Annotated in this window: 14 protein-coding genes; 6 read left to right on the top strand and 8 right to left on the bottom strand. The window is 73.9% G+C overall.

All coding sequences use genetic code 11. The features are described from left to right. Positions 1-119 precede the first annotated feature (119 nt). From ABTY04_RS24315 to fxsA, 3 genes are all read left to right on the top strand, one after another. Complete coding sequence (locus ABTY04_RS24315) at positions 120-1,754, top strand: amidohydrolase (protein ID WP_352215487.1); 1,635 nt, start codon at positions 120-122, stop codon at positions 1,752-1,754. Positions 1,755-2,072: 318 nt separating this feature from the next. Beyond that, positions 2,073-2,879 carry a polyprenol monophosphomannose synthase gene (locus ABTY04_RS24310; RefSeq protein WP_352215486.1) on the top strand — a complete coding sequence of 269 codons (807 nt, stop codon included), beginning with the start codon at positions 2,073-2,075 and terminating at the stop codon, positions 2,877-2,879. An 81-nt stretch (positions 2,880-2,960) separates the two neighbouring features. Continuing rightward, positions 2,961-3,548 (top strand): FxsA family membrane protein, encoded by a 588-nt coding sequence (fxsA, locus tag ABTY04_RS24305; protein ID WP_352215485.1) that lies wholly within the window; start codon positions 2,961-2,963, stop codon positions 3,546-3,548. Positions 3,549-3,674: 126 nt separating this feature from the next. Here the strand turns inward: fxsA and ABTY04_RS24300 are convergent, their stop codons facing one another. From ABTY04_RS24300 to ABTY04_RS24290, 3 genes are all read right to left on the bottom strand, one after another. Further along, the gene (locus ABTY04_RS24300) at positions 3,675-4,049 is read right to left on the bottom strand and encodes an RNA polymerase-binding protein RbpA (protein WP_007262928.1); all 375 of its coding nucleotides are present in this window, start codon (positions 4,047-4,049) and stop codon (positions 3,675-3,677) included. A 312-nt stretch (positions 4,050-4,361) separates the two neighbouring features. Beyond that, on the bottom strand, positions 4,362-5,735 hold the full coding sequence (locus ABTY04_RS24295) for an MFS transporter (RefSeq protein WP_352215484.1): 1,374 nt from the start codon (positions 5,733-5,735) through the stop codon (positions 4,362-4,364). Between the two features lie 68 nt (positions 5,736-5,803). Then, complete coding sequence (locus ABTY04_RS24290; RefSeq protein ID WP_352215483.1) at positions 5,804-6,574, bottom strand: glycerophosphodiester phosphodiesterase family protein; 771 nt, start codon at positions 6,572-6,574, stop codon at positions 5,804-5,806. Between the two features lie 255 nt (positions 6,575-6,829). Between ABTY04_RS24290 and ABTY04_RS24285 the strand changes: the two genes are divergently transcribed. Further along, positions 6,830-8,332, top strand: a complete 1,503-nt coding sequence (locus ABTY04_RS24285) for an SCO1417 family PLP biosynthesis transcription factor (RefSeq protein ID WP_352215482.1) — start codon at positions 6,830-6,832, stop codon at positions 8,330-8,332. A 92-nt stretch (positions 8,333-8,424) separates the two neighbouring features. Here ABTY04_RS24285 and ABTY04_RS24280 read toward each other — a convergent pair whose 3' ends face one another. Together ABTY04_RS24280 and ABTY04_RS24275 are read right to left on the bottom strand one after the other, a co-directional pair. Further along, positions 8,425-10,092, bottom strand: coding sequence for a hypothetical protein (locus ABTY04_RS24280; protein ID WP_352215481.1), 1,668 nt, complete (start codon positions 10,090-10,092; stop codon positions 8,425-8,427). Positions 10,093-10,143: 51 nt separating this feature from the next. Further along, positions 10,144-10,338: a hypothetical protein gene (locus ABTY04_RS24275; RefSeq protein WP_030162614.1), complete on the bottom strand. Its 195-nt coding sequence runs from the start codon at positions 10,336-10,338 to the stop codon at positions 10,144-10,146. A 334-nt stretch (positions 10,339-10,672) separates the two neighbouring features. On the opposite strand from ABTY04_RS24275, the gene ABTY04_RS24270 reads away from it, so the two are divergent. Together ABTY04_RS24270 and ABTY04_RS24265 are read left to right on the top strand one after the other, a co-directional pair. Continuing rightward, positions 10,673-11,095 (top strand): ankyrin repeat domain-containing protein, encoded by a 423-nt coding sequence (locus tag ABTY04_RS24270; RefSeq protein WP_352215480.1) that lies wholly within the window; start codon positions 10,673-10,675, stop codon positions 11,093-11,095. Between the two features lie 343 nt (positions 11,096-11,438). Then, a complete protein-coding gene (locus ABTY04_RS24265; protein ID WP_352215479.1) occupies positions 11,439-12,836 on the top strand; it encodes a HEAT repeat domain-containing protein in 1,398 nt (465 codons plus the stop codon). 213 nt (positions 12,837-13,049) lie between these two features. On the opposite strand, the gene ABTY04_RS24260 is transcribed toward ABTY04_RS24265, so the two are convergent. Genes ABTY04_RS24260 through ABTY04_RS24250 form a run of 3 tightly spaced genes read right to left on the bottom strand, consistent with a single transcriptional unit; the run spans position 13,050 to position 15,297 of the window. Continuing rightward, a complete protein-coding gene (locus ABTY04_RS24260) occupies positions 13,050-13,919 on the bottom strand; it encodes a 5-oxoprolinase subunit C family protein (RefSeq protein ID WP_352215567.1) in 870 nt (289 codons plus the stop codon). 5 nt (positions 13,920-13,924) lie between these two features. After that, positions 13,925-14,542, bottom strand: coding sequence for a 5-oxoprolinase subunit B family protein (locus ABTY04_RS24255; RefSeq protein ID WP_352215478.1), 618 nt, complete (start codon positions 14,540-14,542; stop codon positions 13,925-13,927). Then, positions 14,539-15,297 carry a LamB/YcsF family protein gene (locus tag ABTY04_RS24250; protein ID WP_352215566.1) on the bottom strand — a complete coding sequence of 253 codons (759 nt, stop codon included), beginning with the start codon at positions 15,295-15,297 and terminating at the stop codon, positions 14,539-14,541. Before ABTY04_RS24250 ends, ABTY04_RS24255 begins: the two co-directional genes overlap by 4 nt. Between the last annotated feature and the right edge of the window lie 63 nt (positions 15,298-15,360).

Below are 15,360 nucleotides of genomic sequence, written 5' to 3'. Positions count from 1 at the left end.
CTTTCGACGTCCGTGCCGCCCGGCCCGGCCCCCGCAGGGCCCGGTCGGCGGCGGCCCGGCGCCGCACCGCGGCGGGGGTGCGGTCGAGGCAGGCCCGCGGACCCGCGAAACTGGTGCGCATGACTGACCGCACCGCCAGCTCCGTCGACGCCGCCGCAGCTTCCGCATCCGAACGGACCGTCCTCCTCCGCGGGGGCGAGGTACACAGCCCCGCCGACCCCTTCGCCACCGCGATGGTCGTCGAGCGGGGACACATCGCCTGGGTCGGCTCCGAAGGCGCCGCCGACGCCTTCGCACAGGGAGTCGACGAGGTCGTCGACCTCGACGGGGCGCTCGTCACACCCGCCTTCACCGATGCGCACGTCCACACCACCTCCGCCGGCCTCGCCCTCACCGGGCTGGACCTCACCGGCGCGGTCTCCCTCTCCGACGCCCTCCGCCTCGTCCGCGCGTACGCCGAGCGCCGCCCGGCCGACCGGGTGCTCCTCGGCCACGGCTGGGACGCTTCCCGCTGGCCCGAGCGCCGTGCACCGCGCCGCGAGGAGCTGGACGAGGCCGCCGGCGGACGCCCGCTCTACCTCAGCCGCATCGACGTGCACTCCGCCGTGGTCACCACCGCCCTGCTGGACCTCGTCCCGGCCGTCTCGGTCCGTGGCGACGAGCCGCTGACCCGCGACGACCACCACGCCGTCCGCAGGGCCGCGCTCGCCGCCGTCACCCCCGCCCAGCGCGCCGAGGCCCAGCGGGCCGCCCTCGACCGGGCCGCCTCCCTCGGCATCGGCTCCGTCCACGAGTGCGGCGGCCCCGACATCTCCTCCGCCGAGGACTTCGCGGACCTCCTCAACCTCGCCCGGGAGCGGCCCGGACCGCGCGTCTTCGGGTACTGGGCCGACCGGGACCTCGAACAGGCCAAGGCGCTCGGCGCCATCGGAGCCGCGGGCGACCTCTTCGTGGACGGCGCCCTCGGCTCCCACACCGCCTGCCTGCACGCCCCGTACGCCGACGCGGGCCACACCGGCACCGGCTACCTCGACGCCGCCGAAGTCGCCGAGCACGTCGCCGCCTGCACCGAGGCGGGCCTCCAGGCCGGTTTCCACGCCATCGGCGACGCCGCCCTGACCGCCGTCGTCGAGGGTGTGCGGGCCGCCGCCGAGAAGGTCGGCCTCGCCCGCGTCCGCGCCGCCCGGCACCGCGTCGAGCACGCCGAGATGGTGACCCCCGCCACCATCGCCGCCTTCGCGGACCTCGGCCTCACCGCCTCGGTGCAGCCCGCCTTCGACGCCGCCTGGGGCGGCGAGGACGGCATGTACGCGGACCGGCTCGGGGCGGATCGCGCCCGCACCCTCAACCCCTTCGCCGCCCTGCTCAAGGCCGGCGTCCCGCTCGCATTCGGCTCCGACGCCCCCGTCACCCCGTTCGACCCCTGGGGCACGGTCCGGGCGGCCGCCTTCCACCGCACCCCCGAGCACCGGATCTCCGTACGGGCCGCCTTCACGGCCCACACCCGGGGCGGCTGGCGTGCCCTGGGCCGCGACGGCGCGGGCGTGCTGGTGCCCGGCGCCCCGGCCGATTACGCGCTGTGGGAAACCGCAGAACTGGTCGTCCAGGCCCCTGACGACCGGGTCGCCCGCTGGTCCACGGACCCCCGTTCGGGCACCCCCGGACTGCCCGACCTGACCCCCGGCGCCGATCTGCCCGTCTGCCTCGCCACCGTGGTCGGCGGGCGGGAGGTATTCGTACGGCCACAGGGGTGATCCGGTCGGCCTCGGTTCGGTACCGGCGGGCGGACCCGGATAAGTTCGGCCGGGCCCACCAACCGGACGTCCGTACCGGGCGGATCCGTCTGCTCAGCGCGCCCGCGCCTCGGGGGCGAGGCGCCGGATGGGGGTCCCCCCTGCCCCGAAGGAGCTCGGGGGAGGGCGGCCCGGTCGGGGTTCCGCGGTCCAGTAGACAACGGTCACGGCTACCCGCAGCCAGCGGGGGCCGGACCGGCCCGAAGGACCGCGGGCCCCGGCCACTGTTCTAAAGTCATCCTCTGTGACGGGACGTACAAGAACACGAAGGCGGACTCAGTGAGCGACGGCGGACAGCGAGGCCACGGACCGCTCGGCACGGCCTTGGTGATCATTCCGACCTTCAACGAGGCGGAGAACATCGGGCCGATCGTCGGCCGCGTGCGCGCGGCGGTGCCCGAGGCGCACATCCTGGTCGCGGACGACAACAGCCCCGACGGCACCGGCAAGCTCGCCGACGAGCTGGCGGCGGGCGACGACCACGTGCACGTCCTGCACCGCAAGGGCAAGGAGGGCCTCGGCGCCGCCTACCTGGCGGGATTCGCCTGGGGCCTGGAGCGCGACTACGGCGTGCTCGTCGAGATGGACGCCGACGGCTCCCACCAGCCGGAGGAGCTGCCGCGGCTGCTCACCGCGCTGGCCGGGGCCGACCTCGTCCTGGGGTCGCGCTGGGTGCCGGGCGGCCGCGTGGTCAACTGGCCCAAGAGCCGCGAGTTCCTCTCGCGCGGCGGCTCGACGTACTCCCGGCTGATGCTGGACGTCCCGATCCGCGACGTGACGGGCGGCTACCGCGCCTTCCGCCGCGAGACCCTGGAGGGGCTGGGCCTGGACGAGGTGGCCTCCGCGGGCTACTGCTTCCAGGTGGACCTGGCCCGCCGGGCCGTGCGCCAGGGCTTCCGCGTCGTCGAGGTGCCCATCACCTTCGTCGAGCGCGAGTTCGGCGACAGCAAGATGAGCAAGGACATCGTGGTGGAGGCCCTCTGGCGGGTCACCCAGTGGGGGCTCAAGACCCACGCGGAGAAGCTGACCGGCCAGGACAAGCCCAGGGGCCAGGACGGCCCCGACAAGGGCGGCAACCAGGCCTGACCGGTACCGGCCACCCCTTAGGGGATGTCCGGTACCTCCGGCTGAGGCCGCTTTTACGCCGCCGCAGGCACACTGGGTGATATGAAGACCGGCGTTCCCCCTTCGACGGCCCCCCGGCGGCGCTCGCCTGCCCGCACGTTCCTTCCCCTGGCGGTCGCCGCCTGGCTGATCCTGGAGATCTGGCTGCTCAGCCTGGTCGCCGGTGCGGCCGGCGGGCTGACCGTCGCCGCGCTGCTCGCGGGCGGAATCGTGCTCGGCGTGGTGGTCATCAAGCGGGCCGGGCGGCGCGCCTTCAAGAACCTGACGAACACCTTCCAGCAGGCTCAGCAGGGGCCGGGACAGCAGCCCGCCCCGCAGCAGCCGGGCAGCGGCAGCGGCAACGGCCTGACCATGCTGGCCGGCCTGCTCCTGATCCTGCCGGGCCTGTTGTCCGACGTGGCGGGCCTGCTCTGCCTGGTGCCGCCCGTCCGGGCATGGCTCGGCCGCAGGCTGGCCGGCTCCCTGGAGCGCAGGATGGCCACGGCTCCGGCCGGGAGCTTCGGCGACGCCTTCCAGCAGGCCCGCATCCACTATCCCGACGGCAAGATCGTCCAAGGCGAGGTCATCCGCGAGGACGGGCCCCGGGAGCCGGGCCCCGACGCCGAGTACCGGCCGCCGCTGGCGCCCTGACCGACGCAGACGCCCCGCAGACGGAAACAGGCCGGCAGACGGAAACAGGCCGGCAGACGGAACAAGCCGAGGGCCCCCGCCACAGTTCGTGGCGGGGGCCCTCGGCTTGTTCTCCGTGTCCGGCTGTCAGGCGGACTTGCGGCTGTCCCGCGGATGCACGGCAATGTTCATGGCGCCGGAACGCAGGACCGCCAGCCTCTCGGCCAGCACTTCCTCCAGTTCCTCGCGGGTGCGCCGCTCCATGAGCATGTCCCAGTGCGTTCGCGCAGGCTTGCCCTTCTTCTCTTCGGGCCCGTCCCCGTCCACCAGGAGTGCCATGGCGCCGCACGCCTTGCACTCCCACTCCGGCGGAATCTCTGCCTCAACCGAGAACGGCATCTCAAATCGATGTCCGTTCTGGCATGCGTACTCCACCGCCTGGCGCGGGGCCAGATCGATGCCGCGGTCCGTCTCGTAGCTGGTAACCACGAGCCGCGTACCGCGGAGAGCTCGCTCACTCATGAATCGTGCCTCCCGGGCTTGTCGCCCACAGGACAGGTGTCGCTGTCGTCGTCATCCGGTCAACGTCCGGTCGGCGGTATAGATTCCCGCTCCGGGTGATGCGTCGCCCGTCGTGCCGCCCCTTGTTGTACCCACCAATGCCCGTTTTGTCACATCTGGCAGCAGATGTCACCCAACGTCTACACTTCTTAAGCGCGCAGTAACGGTCCGCCTGGCAGGCCAAAGGCGTACACTACCGGCCCTTCGCTTCAACGTCGAAATCCGTTCGGAATTCGTATGAAGATCCGGCCCGAATCCGCTGCCGGGCGGCCGTCAGACCCGCTCGGGAACAGGATTCCCCGCCGCCTCTACGGCGCGCCGCACCGGCACCCGGGCCAACAGCACGAAACCCAGTGCGAAGAACACCACCAATGAGATGATTGCGTCCCGGTAGCTGCCCGTGACCTGGTACGTCAGGCCGAACACCAGAGGTCCGACCCAGCTCAGCCCGCGGTCGCTCATCTCGTACGCGGAGAAGTACTCGGCCTCCTTGCCCGCCGGCACCAGGTGCGAGAACAGCGAGCGCGACAGCGCCTGGCTGCCGCCCAGCACCAGGCCGATCATCGACGCGAGTGCGAAGAACCACACCGGCGTCCGGGCCGGCAGGAAGTATCCGGCCCCCAGGGTCAGCCCCCACGCGGCCAGCGAGCCGAGGATCGTCCGCTTCGCGCCGTACGCCACGGCCAGCCGGCCCATGGCCAGGGCGCCCGCCACGGCCAGGATCTGCACCAGCAGCACCGCCACGATCAGCGTGGACTGCTCCAGCTCCAGCTCCTCCGAGCCGTAGATCGAGGCCTGCGAGATCACCGTCTGCACGCCGTCGTTGTAGATCAGGTACGCCAGCAGGAACGACAGGGTCAGCGGATAGCGCCGCATGTCCTTCAGCGTCGCGATGAGCTGCTTCCAGCCGCTGACAGCCGGTCCCGCTCCGGGCTCCCGGACCACCGCCCGGTCCCGCAGCCGGCGCAGCGGGACGATCGCGAAGGCCCCCCACCACAGGCCCGCCGAAGCCAGGCAGATCCGTACCGCCGCACCCTCGGAGAGGCCGAAGGAGTCGTGGCTCTGGAAGAGCACCAGGTTCAGTACGAGGACGAACGCGCCCGCGGTGTAGCCGAAGGCCCAGCCCCGCGAGGAGACGGTGTCCCGCTCCTCCGGGGTGGAGATCTGCGGCAGATAGGCGTTGTAGAGCACCATCGAGACCGAGAGCGCGGCGTTCGCCACGATCAGCAGCAGTCCGCCCAGCAGATAGCGGTCGCCGCCGAGGAAGAACATCCCCACCGTCGCCGTGGCACCCGTGTACGCCGCCGCCGCGAGCAGCGGCTTCTTGCGTCCCGTGCGGTCCGCGACGGCGCCCACCAGCGGCATGACCAGCACGGCCAGGATCACCGAGGCCGAGACGGCGTAAGCGAAGAAGGACCCGTACCGGACCGGTATGCCCAGCGGGTGCACATAGCCCTCGGCGTCCGCGGCGGCCTTGGCCACCGCGGTCAGGTACGGCCCGAGGAACACGGTGATCACGCTGGACGAATACACCGAGCAGGCGAAGTCGTAGAAGTACCAGCCGTGCTGTTCGCGTTTGCGTGCCGCGGCGGCCGCTCTGCCGTCCTCCGCGCCCGGTTCCGCTTCCTGTCTGGTCTGCGCACTCATGAGTGCCCCTTCGCTGGTCCCCGTGCCGCTGCGGCCGCCCCACCGGGCACGGCGGCCGTACGGGCTCGTCAGGCCCAGGCCCCGCGCCGGTCCAGCACCGTGCGCAAGATGTCGATCCGGTCGGTCATGATGCCATCGACTCCCAGGTCGAGGAGAGCCTCCATGCGTTCCGGTTCGTTCACGGTCCAGACGTGTACCTGGAGTCCCCGCGCGTGCGCGGTGCGTACGAACCGCCGGTCGACCACGCGGATGCCCGCCTGGGTCTCCGGAACCTGCGCCGCCACCGCCCCGACCCGCAGTGCGGCCGGGATCGCGTACGAGCGCAGCCGCAGGCCGAGCACCCCGCGCACCCCGTACGAGGTGGCCAGCCGGGGACCGGCGATCTTCTGGGCGCGGGCCACCCGGCTCTCCGAGAACGAGCCCACGCACACCCGGTCCCAGAAGCCCGCCCGCGCGATCAGGTTGACCAGCGGGTGCAGGGCCGACTCGGACTTGATGTCGATGTTCCAGCGGGCGTCGGGGAACTCCTCAAGGAGCTCCTCGAACAGCGGCAGCGGCTCCGTGCCGGCCACCCGCGCCTCGCGGACCTTGCTCCAGGTCAGCTCGGCGATCCGGCCCTGCCCGTCGGTGACCCGGTCGAGGGTGGAGTCGTGGAAGGCGACGAGCTTGCCGTCCGCGGTCGCGTGCACATCGGTCTCGAAGTACCGGTAGCCCGCGTCGGCGGCCCGCCGGAAGGCGGCGGCGGTGTTCTCCAGCCCGTCCGCGGCGCCTCCCCGGTGCGCGAAGGGGATCGGAGCCGGGTGGTCCAGATACGGATGGCGAAGGCGTGCGTGCGTCACCGCCGCAGTATGCCCGTTGTTACCCGTGGGAAGGGAGCGCCCGGATGTCTGCGTGGTGAACGCCGCACCGCCTTCGGCCATGCAGCCCCACACCCCCGGCCCGGAGCGGGCGCACGCGGCCGGCCCCCGCCCTCCCGGACCCCCGCCCTGGTCCGGGTGGACCCCGGCGTGACAGTCTGTGGGGGCGGAAGCAATCCAATGCCGGCCCCGTCGGCGCTCGGCCGGGGCCAATTCGACGAAGGTGGACCGGACAGCATGGCAGAGTGGACCTCGGCGGTGGGTGCCGCACAGCTCGCCCGTCTCATCACCTCCCAGCAGGACCGGCCGGGCGTCCCCGGAGCGCGGAAGCTCCCCGCCTACCGGACGCTCGCCGACGGCATCCGGCTGCTCGTCCTCGAAGGCCGCGTCCCCGTCGCCGCCCGGCTGCCCGCCGAACGCGAGCTGGCCGTCTCCCTCTCCCTCTCCCGCACCACCGTCGCCGCCGCCTACGAGGCCCTGCGCGGGGAGGGCTTCCTGGAGTCCCGCCGCGGTGCCGGCAGCTGGACCTCAGTACCGGCCGGGAACCCGCTGCCCGCCCGGGGCCTGGAACCGCTTCCGCCCGAGTCCCTCGGCTCGATGATCGACCTCGGCTGCGCCGCGCTGCCGGCCCCCGAGCCCTGGCTCACCAAGGCCGTGCAGGGAGCGCTGGAGGAGCTTCCGCCGTACGCGCACACCCACGGGGACTACCCCGCCGGGCTCCCCGCGCTGCGGCGGATGCTCGCCGACCGCTACACCGAGCGCGGCATCCCCACCATGCCCGAGCAGATCATGGTCACCACCGGTGCGATGGGCGCCATGGACGCCATCTGCAGCCTCTTCGCCGGGCGCGGGGAGCGGATCGCCGTCGAGTCCCCCTCCTACGCCAACATCCTCCAGCTCATGCGTGCCGCCGGGGTCCGGCTCGTGCCCGTCGCGATGGCCGACGGCCTCGGCGGCTGGGACATGACCCTCTGGCGCCAGGTGCTGCGCGACGCCGCGCCCCGCCTCGCCTACGTCGTCGCCGACTTCCACAACCCGACCGGCGCCCTGGCCTCGGAGGAGCAGCGCCGTGCGATGGTGGAGGCGGCCCGCTCGGCCGGCACCGTCCTCGTCGTCGACGAGACCATGGCGGAGCTCCAGCTCGACCCGGCGCCGGACATGCCCCGCCCGGTCTGCTCGTTCGACCCGGCCGGCTCCACCGTGATCACCGTCGGCTCCGCCAGCAAGGCCTTCTGGGCCGGCATGCGGATCGGCTGGGTCCGTGCGGCGCCCGACGTCATCCGGAGCCTGGTCGCGGCGCGCGCGTACGCGGACCTCGGCACCCCGGTGCTGGAGCAGCTCGCGGTGAACTGGCTGATGCGGACCGGCGGCTGGACGCAAGCCGTGGGGATCCGCCGCGACCAGGCCCGGGAGAACCGGGACGCGCTGGTCGCCGCGGTGCGCCGGGAACTGCCGGACTGGGAGTTCCAGGTGCCGCACGGCGGGCTGACCCTGTGGGCCCGCGCGGGCGGGCTGTCCGGCTCCCGGCTGGCCGAGGTGGGCGAGCGGGTCGGCGTACGCGTCCCCTCCGGGCCGCGGTTCGGCGTGGACGGCGCCTTCGAGGGCTATGTCCGGCTGCCGTTCACCGTCGGCGGGCCGGTGGCCGAGGAGGCCGCGGTCCGGCTCGCCGCGGCCGCCCGGCTGGTCGGCACGGGCGCGGGCGGCAGCGGGGCGGAGCCCCCGCGCACCTTCGTCGCGTAGGACGGGGCGGATCGGACGGCTCCGGCCCGTACGCCCGCAGGAACGGGGGAGCGCGGGAGCACGGGGACCCGGGCGCTCGGGTACTCGGGAACTCAGGGGCCCGCGGGCCAGGGGCCGCGGGACGGCGGAGCCTCCGCCGGGACCTCCTCGGCCTCCTCCGCGTCCATGGCCGGGTCCTGTGCCCGGACCGGCGGCTGGACGATGCGCAGCGGCTTCGACAGCGTCACGCGGCCCGGCCCGCCCGGGGCCGGCAACGGCCGCCCGGGCAGCAGCTCCAGCACCGCCTGGCGGTGCGCCGGGGGCGCGTCGTCGTCGTACGGGTCCGGCGTGGCGGGCACCTGCAACCGGTGCACGGGACCCGAGCCGAGCCGCGCGTACCCGCGCCCCGGCGGCACCTGGGCCGTCGGTGTGGTGTGCGGCGGCAGCCCCAGCACGTCGGTGATCTGCTGGATCGCGGCCGGCCCGAGCACGACCCGGGCCCGGGTGTGCTGCCAGACGGCGTCGTTCAGCAGCTCCAGGTGGTCGAACTGCTCGGCCACCACGACCGTGATGTGCGCGGCGCGCCCGTGCCGCAACGGCACCTGGAGCTGCCCGAGGGGATCGGGGCACCCCTCGGCCGCCGCGAGGTGCGCGAGCACGCTGGGCCGGTCCAGCAGGATCCACAGCGGCTGCCGGGTGTCCTCGGGCGCCGGCCGGCCCGCCTCGCGGGCCCGGTGCGTGGCAAAAAGCCGTCGCTCGGTCTCACGCGCGGCCCACTCCAGGACGGCCAGCGCCCCGGCAGGACCGCACTCCACGGCCAGTACGCCGCTGCGCCCGGACAGGCAGGAGAACTCCCCGCTGCCGCCGCCCTCGACGATCAGCACGTCACCCCCGTGGTGCAGGGCCTGCAGGGCGATCGAACGCAGCAGCGTGGAGGTGCCGCTGCCGGGCCGGCCGACGGCCAGCAGGTGCGGCTCGGTGGAGCGGGGACCGGTGCGCCACAGAACCGGCGGCACGTCGCGCGGCTCGTCGTCCTCCAGGACGGGCAGGGTGCGCTGCACGCCGTCGGCGTCGGTGAAGCCGAGCACGGTCTCGCCCGGGGAGGTCACGAACGGCTGGGCGGCGATACCCGTCGGCAGCGCCGCGAGCACGGCCAGGTCGAGCCGGTTGCCCTCCTCGTCCCAGTCGAAGCGGTACTCCCGGCCGCGCCCGGACTTGGCGTGCAGCAGGGCCTCGATCCGGGCCCGCGAGGCGGCCTCGCCGTCGGTGAAATAGGCGGGGTAGCGGATCCGGAGCCGGGTGATGCGGCCCGCGTCGTCGAAGGTGTGGCCGCTGAACGCCTTGTCCCACTCCCCACCGTGGGCGAAGAGCGGGTTCGGGTCGTCGGGGGTGGAGAAGTACGGCACGAGGGCCTCGTAGAGGGAGGCGAGCCGTTCGGTCTCGGCGTCGCTGGGCCCGGTCTTCACCGGGGTCCGGCCGCGTCCCCGCCAGGCCGCCGCCGCCATCAGGGTGATCAGGGCGAGGAGCGGGCCGTACGGGACGAGCGCCAGAACGAGGACGCAGGCGGCCCCCAGGAACAGCGCGGGACCACGCTTGTCCTTGGGGGTCTGGGCCCATCTGCGCCGCCCGGCCGAGGCGAGGATGCGCAGGCCGCGCCCGATGACGAGGAGTGGATGGAGGACGTCCGTGGCGCTGTCGGCAGCCGTGCGGGCAAGGTCGCGGCCCCGGGCCGGCGACAGGGTGCCGCTGCTGAGGATGCGGGGGAGTGGGCGCCTGGCCACGGGCGTCTCCTGGAGTTGTGTGCGGTGCGGGACGGTGCGGTCGGGCCGGCGCTAGAGCTTGATCCCGCCGAGCAGGCTCGCGAGGCTCGCCGTGCTCGCCGTGATGCTCGGGGCGATGGCGGAGCCGGCGAGGAAGAAACCGAACAGCGCGCATACGAACGCGTGCGACAGCTTCATCCCGTCCTTCTTGAAGAAGAGGAAGGCGATGATGCCGAGCAGGACGACGCCTGAGATGGACAGGATCATGAGAATTTCTCCTGGTGGGTGGGGACAGTCACCATCAGTTGTTCCAGGCTCACAGGAAGTATCAATGCGATAAAAGGTCCATACGGGTGAATCAAGGCTTTTTTCACTTGACCGGCGCAGGTTGACTCGTGCGCCCGGAGCGAAGCGGGGCCAATCAGGCCAACCCCGCGCCAACCCCAGCCAACGGGGATCCTTGCCTCGGCCTGACCTCCGTATGTGCAGGTCCGGGCGCTACTCTGGCGATTCACCCGTACGGCCGCGGCGCCGTACGCCCCCCTGCCCGCCCGGCCCGGGGAATTCTCACGTCAACAGCGAGTGGAAGGCGGTACGACAGATGAGCGAGCACGAGGCCACCGAGGGCGGCTCCCAGGGCGCTCCCGACGAGGACGTCATCGAGCTGGCCACCAAGATCTTCGACCTCGCCCGCCAGGGCGAGACCGAGACGCTCGCCGCGTACCTCGACGCCGGGGTCCCGCCCAACCTCACCAACGACCGCGGCGACACGCTCGTCATGCTGGCCGCCTACCACGGCCACGCCGCCACCGTCACGGCCCTGCTGGCCCGCGGCGCCGAAGCCGACCGTGCCAACGACCGCGGCCAGACCCCGCTCGCCGGCGCCGTCTTCAAGGGCGAGGAGGCCGTCATCCGCGCCCTGCTCGCCGGAGGAGCCGACCCGACGGCCGGAACACCCTCCGCCGTGGACACCGCCCGTATGTTCGCCAAGGCCGACCTGCTGGAACTCTTCGGAGCCGAGTAGTCCGTTTTTGCCCGTGACCTGGCATGGTCTGACCGGTCCGCTACCTCACGGGTTGGTCACGGCGGCCATAAATGTGGTCGCGGCGCACAAACCGGCTGGGTCATCATGGCGTCGGATTCGATTCGCGAGCACGGCGGACGGGCAGGAGCGGGCAGGACACGACGGGTGTCCGGACCCACCCCCTGCGCAGACCGGCCGACGTGGTCGCGAAGCACCGACGAGAGTGAGAAGGCAATGGTCTACATCGAGCGGAACATGACGGCGGACGTCCTCACATGCTGTTACGCGGCCCTGTGAATCCCGATTCCCGGTTGCGTCCCCAGCTTGATTTGAGGCCATTCCCATGTTCGAACCAGTCATAGCGCCAAGCGGCACCCTGCTCGGGCTCCTCCAGCGGGGCCGCGGCGACGGTACGCTGCACGCCCTCGCGGCACCCCGGGCGGAGGCCCTCGCGGCCCTCGACCAGTGCGTGGTCAGCGACCCGCGCCAGGACTGGCAGGTCGAGAACCGCTCGCTGTACTACGCGCGCCTGTACCTCGATCTCGACGGCCCCCTCGCCGCGATCGAGAGCCACCTCTTCAGCGCCGACGACCTCGTCGACGACACGGACCACCGGACCGGCCTCGCCCTGTCCGTCCTGGGCCACCTGGCCTCGTACGGCCGCGACGACGCGCTCATGCTGCTGCGCCGCTACGCCGCCTCCGGCGCCAACTGGGCCTGGGCCCTCGACGAGCTCGCCCTGCGCGACGACGACGAGGGGCTGCGCGGCCTCGCCACGCCGGTCCTCGCGAGATTCCCGGCCACGGCCGAGGGCGAGGCGCGGCTGGCCGCCGCCGTCCGCGACGCGTACGAGCCCCGGCCCTGGTGTCTGTGGGAAGAGACGCCCGAGTACGGCGAACGCCTGCGCGCAGCCCGCCAGCAGGGCTCCTTCGACCGCTGGCAGCGCCAGCTGACCCCCAACGGGCCCCGGCCCGGCTGGGGAGTCCAGGCCGTCTTCGACTGGGCCGCCGACGGGCTGCGCCGCGGAACCCCGCTGCACGTACCCGCCGCGCGCTGCCTCGCCGCCGTGGCCGCCCCCGAGGACCGCTCCGCGATCCTCGCGGCCGCGGCCGGCGCCGCCGGCGAAGCCGCCCGGGCCACCGCCCTGCACCACCTGGTCCTCGCCGAGCCGGAGAACCCGGCCGTACTGGACCTCATCGAAGCCGCCGGGGACGAGCCCGCCGTGGCCGCCTACGAGCGCATGTGCGGCCCCGCGGCCGTCGACCGGGCCCGCCAGTGGGTCCACCGCCCCGACGCGCTGGGCGCGGCCGCGGCCGCCCTCCTGGCCGCCCGGGGCGGAGCCGAGGACACCGGACTCGTCCTGGGTGCCCTCCGTTCCACCGTCCGCGGCTCCGGCCCGGACGCACAGCGGCTGTTCGCCCTGGTGGACGGGGCCGGCCGGCTCTCCATCGGCTGCGCGGCACCGGTGCTGCGCCACATCTACCGCGAGACGGCCTCGTCCCACCTGCGCGGGCGCGCGGCGCGCGCCCTGGCCAGCACGGACCCGTCCTTCGCGGCCGGCTTCGCCGTGGAATGCCTGTGGGACTGCGAGGAGACCACCCGCGAGGTGGCGGCCCACCACGCGGAGACGGCGGACGCCCGCGTGGCCCCGAGGCTCCGCAGGCTGGCGTCGGACCCGGCGGAGGAAGAGGACGTCCAGTCGGCGGTACGGAGCAGGATCGCGCCGGAGTCGGCGGTGTAGGGCGGGGCGGTGCGGGGCGGAGTCTGCGGACCCGGGGTCCGGAGGGCTGACCGGTGGCGGCGGACGTCAGGATCCGCCGACCGGGCGCCGGGAGAGCCGGTCGGGATGGCGGGGAGCGGGCCCGTCGAACCCGCGCCGGGTCGGCTGATCCCGATGCCCGCTGCTCCCGACCGGCTCTCCCGGCGCCGGTTCGACGGGCCCCACCCCCACCCCCTACCCCTGCACGAACCGCACCCGTACCCCCGGCCTCGCCTGGGCCGCTGCGTTCAGGGGCGGGCCCGGGGGGACCACCCCGATGACCGGGTAGCCGCCCGTCACCGGATGGTCGGCCAGGAACACCACCGGCAGGCCGTCCGGCGGGACCTGCACCGCACCCAGCACCATGCCCTCGCTCGGGAGTTCACCGCCTCGGCTGCGCGTCAGCCGTACCCCGGCCCCGGTGCGGAGCCCGATGCGGTTCGACGCCGGCGAGACCCGGAACTCCGCACGCCACAGGTCCGCGATCGAAGCCGGCTCGAACCAGTCCGCCCGGGGCCCCAGCCGCAACGGCAGCACCAGCTCGGTCGGCGCCCCCGGCACCCGCAGCGCATCCGCCCCGCGGACCGGATCCGGCCCGGCCGGGCCCACCGGCAGCAGTGTCCCGGCCGACAGGACACCCGGCCCCAGCCCCGACAGCAGGTCCGTCGAGCGACTGCCCAGCACCGGCGGGACGGCGAACCCTCCCCGCACCGCGACGTAGCTGCGCACCCCCGACTCCGCCCGGCCCACCTCCAGCTCCGCCCCGGCCCGAAGCCGGACCGGAGCTCCCCAGGCCGCCGCCCGGCCGGACACCCGTACCGCACAAGGCGCGCCCGTGACCGTCACGGTCACGGGAGCCAGCGCCCGCAGCACGACCCCGTCCAGGGTGGTCTCCAGGGCGGCCGCGTCCGGCGGGTTGCCCAGCAGCCGGTTGGCCAGGCCGTGCGCCCCCACGTCCAGCGCGCCCGACCGGGGCACCCCCAGGTGCGCGTATCCGGGCCGCCCCCGGTCCTGGACCGTGGTCAGCGCCCCAGGCCGCACCACCTCCAGCGCAGCACCCATCACTCCGCTCACTGCGCCACCTCCTCGAACCGCACCCGTACCCCCGGCGCGAACAGCGCCGCCGGCTCCCGTGCCGGATCCCACAGCACCGCGTCCGTGGTACCGATCAGCTGCCAGCCGCCGGGGGAGGAGCGCGGGTACACCCCCGCGTACTCGCCCGCCAGCGCCAGCGAGCCCGCGGGGACGGCCGTACGGGGCGTGGCACGCCGCGGCAGGTGAAAGCGCTCCGGCAGCCCGGTCAGGTAGCCGAAGCCGGGCGCGAAGCCGCAGAAGGCCACCCGGAAGACCGTCCCCGCGACGATGCCCGCCATCTCCCGCTCCCCGACCCCCCACAGCCGGGCCACCTCCGCCAGGTCCGGTCCGTCGTACCGCACCGGGACGGTGACCAGCGGCCCCCCGGTCTCCGCGAGCGGGGGCACTTCCCAGCGGGCGATCCGCTCCGCCAGCGCGCCCGGCTCGTGCACGCCGTCCAGCAGCACGGTCCGCGCGGCCGGCACGAGGTCCCGTACGCCGCCCAGCCCGCCCGCGTCCCGCCGCCGCAGCAGCTCCGCGTGGAGCGCGGCGACCTCCTCCGCCGAGTCCAGCTCGATCAGCAGCGCCTCGCCGCCCACCACCAGCGGCCTCACGCGAAGGCCTCCACGCGGACTCCCGCGGAGCCCAGCGCCTCGCGGACCCGCAGGGCGAGCAGCGCCGCCCCCGGGGTGTCCCCGTGCAGGCACAGCGAGCGCGCCGCCACCACCACCCGGCGGCCGTCGGCGGCTGTCACCGCGCCCTCGGCGGCCATGGCGACCGCCCGGGCGACGACGGCGTCCGGGTCGTGCAGCACCGCCCCCGGCTCACCGCGCGGCACCAGCGTCCCGGCCGGTGTGTACGCCCGGTCGGCGAATGCCTCCGGAACGGCCGTGAGACCCGCCTCCTCGGCGGCGGCCAGCAGCAGCGAGCCCGGCAGGCCCAGTACCGGCAGGTCCGCGTCCCCGGCGGCCGTCCGCACGCCCGCGACGACCGCGCCCGCCTGGTCTGCGTCGTGGACAGTGCGGTTGTACAGCGCACCGTGAGGTTTCACGTACGACACCCGGGAGCCGGCCGCCCGTGCGAAGACCTCCAGTGCCCCGATCTGGTACGCCACCTCGTCGGCCAGCTCGCCCGCCGGCACGTCCATGGAGCGCCGCCCGAAGCCCGCGAGGTCGCGGTACGCGATCTGCGCCCCGATCCGTACGCCCCGCTCCGCGGCCAGCTCGCAGACCCGGCGCATGATGGACGGGTCTCCCGCGTGGAAACCGCACGCCACGTTGGCGCTCGTGACGACGGACAGCAGGGCCTCGTCGTCCGTCAGAGTCCAGCGGCCGAACCCCTCGCCGAGGTCGGCGTTGAGGTCGATCAGAGGAGCGATCATGGGTGTGATCATGGAAGCCATGCGGTGAGCGTAGAACAGCGCCCGCGCCGT

Source organism: Streptomyces sp. NPDC097981 (genome assembly GCF_040302565.1).
In the GTDB taxonomy this organism is placed as follows: domain Bacteria; phylum Actinomycetota; class Actinomycetes; order Streptomycetales; family Streptomycetaceae; genus Streptomyces.
This window is presented reverse-complemented; position numbering and strand designations above follow the sequence as displayed.

Coding starts and splice junctions, on each gene's coding strand:
- ABTY04_RS24315 (WP_352215487.1), top strand. CDS start 120: ATGACTGACCGCACCGCCAGCTCCGTCGACGCCGCCGCAGCTTCCGCA.
- fxsA (WP_352215485.1), top strand. CDS start 2,961: ATGAAGACCGGCGTTCCCCCTTCGACGGCCCCCCGGCGGCGCTCGCCT.
- ABTY04_RS24300 (WP_007262928.1), bottom strand. CDS start 4,049: ATGAGTGAGCGAGCTCTCCGCGGTACGCGGCTCGTGGTTACCAGCTAC.
- ABTY04_RS24295 (WP_352215484.1), bottom strand. CDS start 5,735: ATGAGTGCGCAGACCAGACAGGAAGCGGAACCGGGCGCGGAGGACGGC.
- ABTY04_RS24285 (WP_352215482.1), top strand. CDS start 6,830: ATGGCAGAGTGGACCTCGGCGGTGGGTGCCGCACAGCTCGCCCGTCTC.
- ABTY04_RS24275 (WP_030162614.1), bottom strand. CDS start 10,338: ATGATCCTGTCCATCTCAGGCGTCGTCCTGCTCGGCATCATCGCCTTC.
- ABTY04_RS24270 (WP_352215480.1), top strand. CDS start 10,673: ATGAGCGAGCACGAGGCCACCGAGGGCGGCTCCCAGGGCGCTCCCGAC.
- ABTY04_RS24265 (WP_352215479.1), top strand. CDS start 11,439: ATGTTCGAACCAGTCATAGCGCCAAGCGGCACCCTGCTCGGGCTCCTC.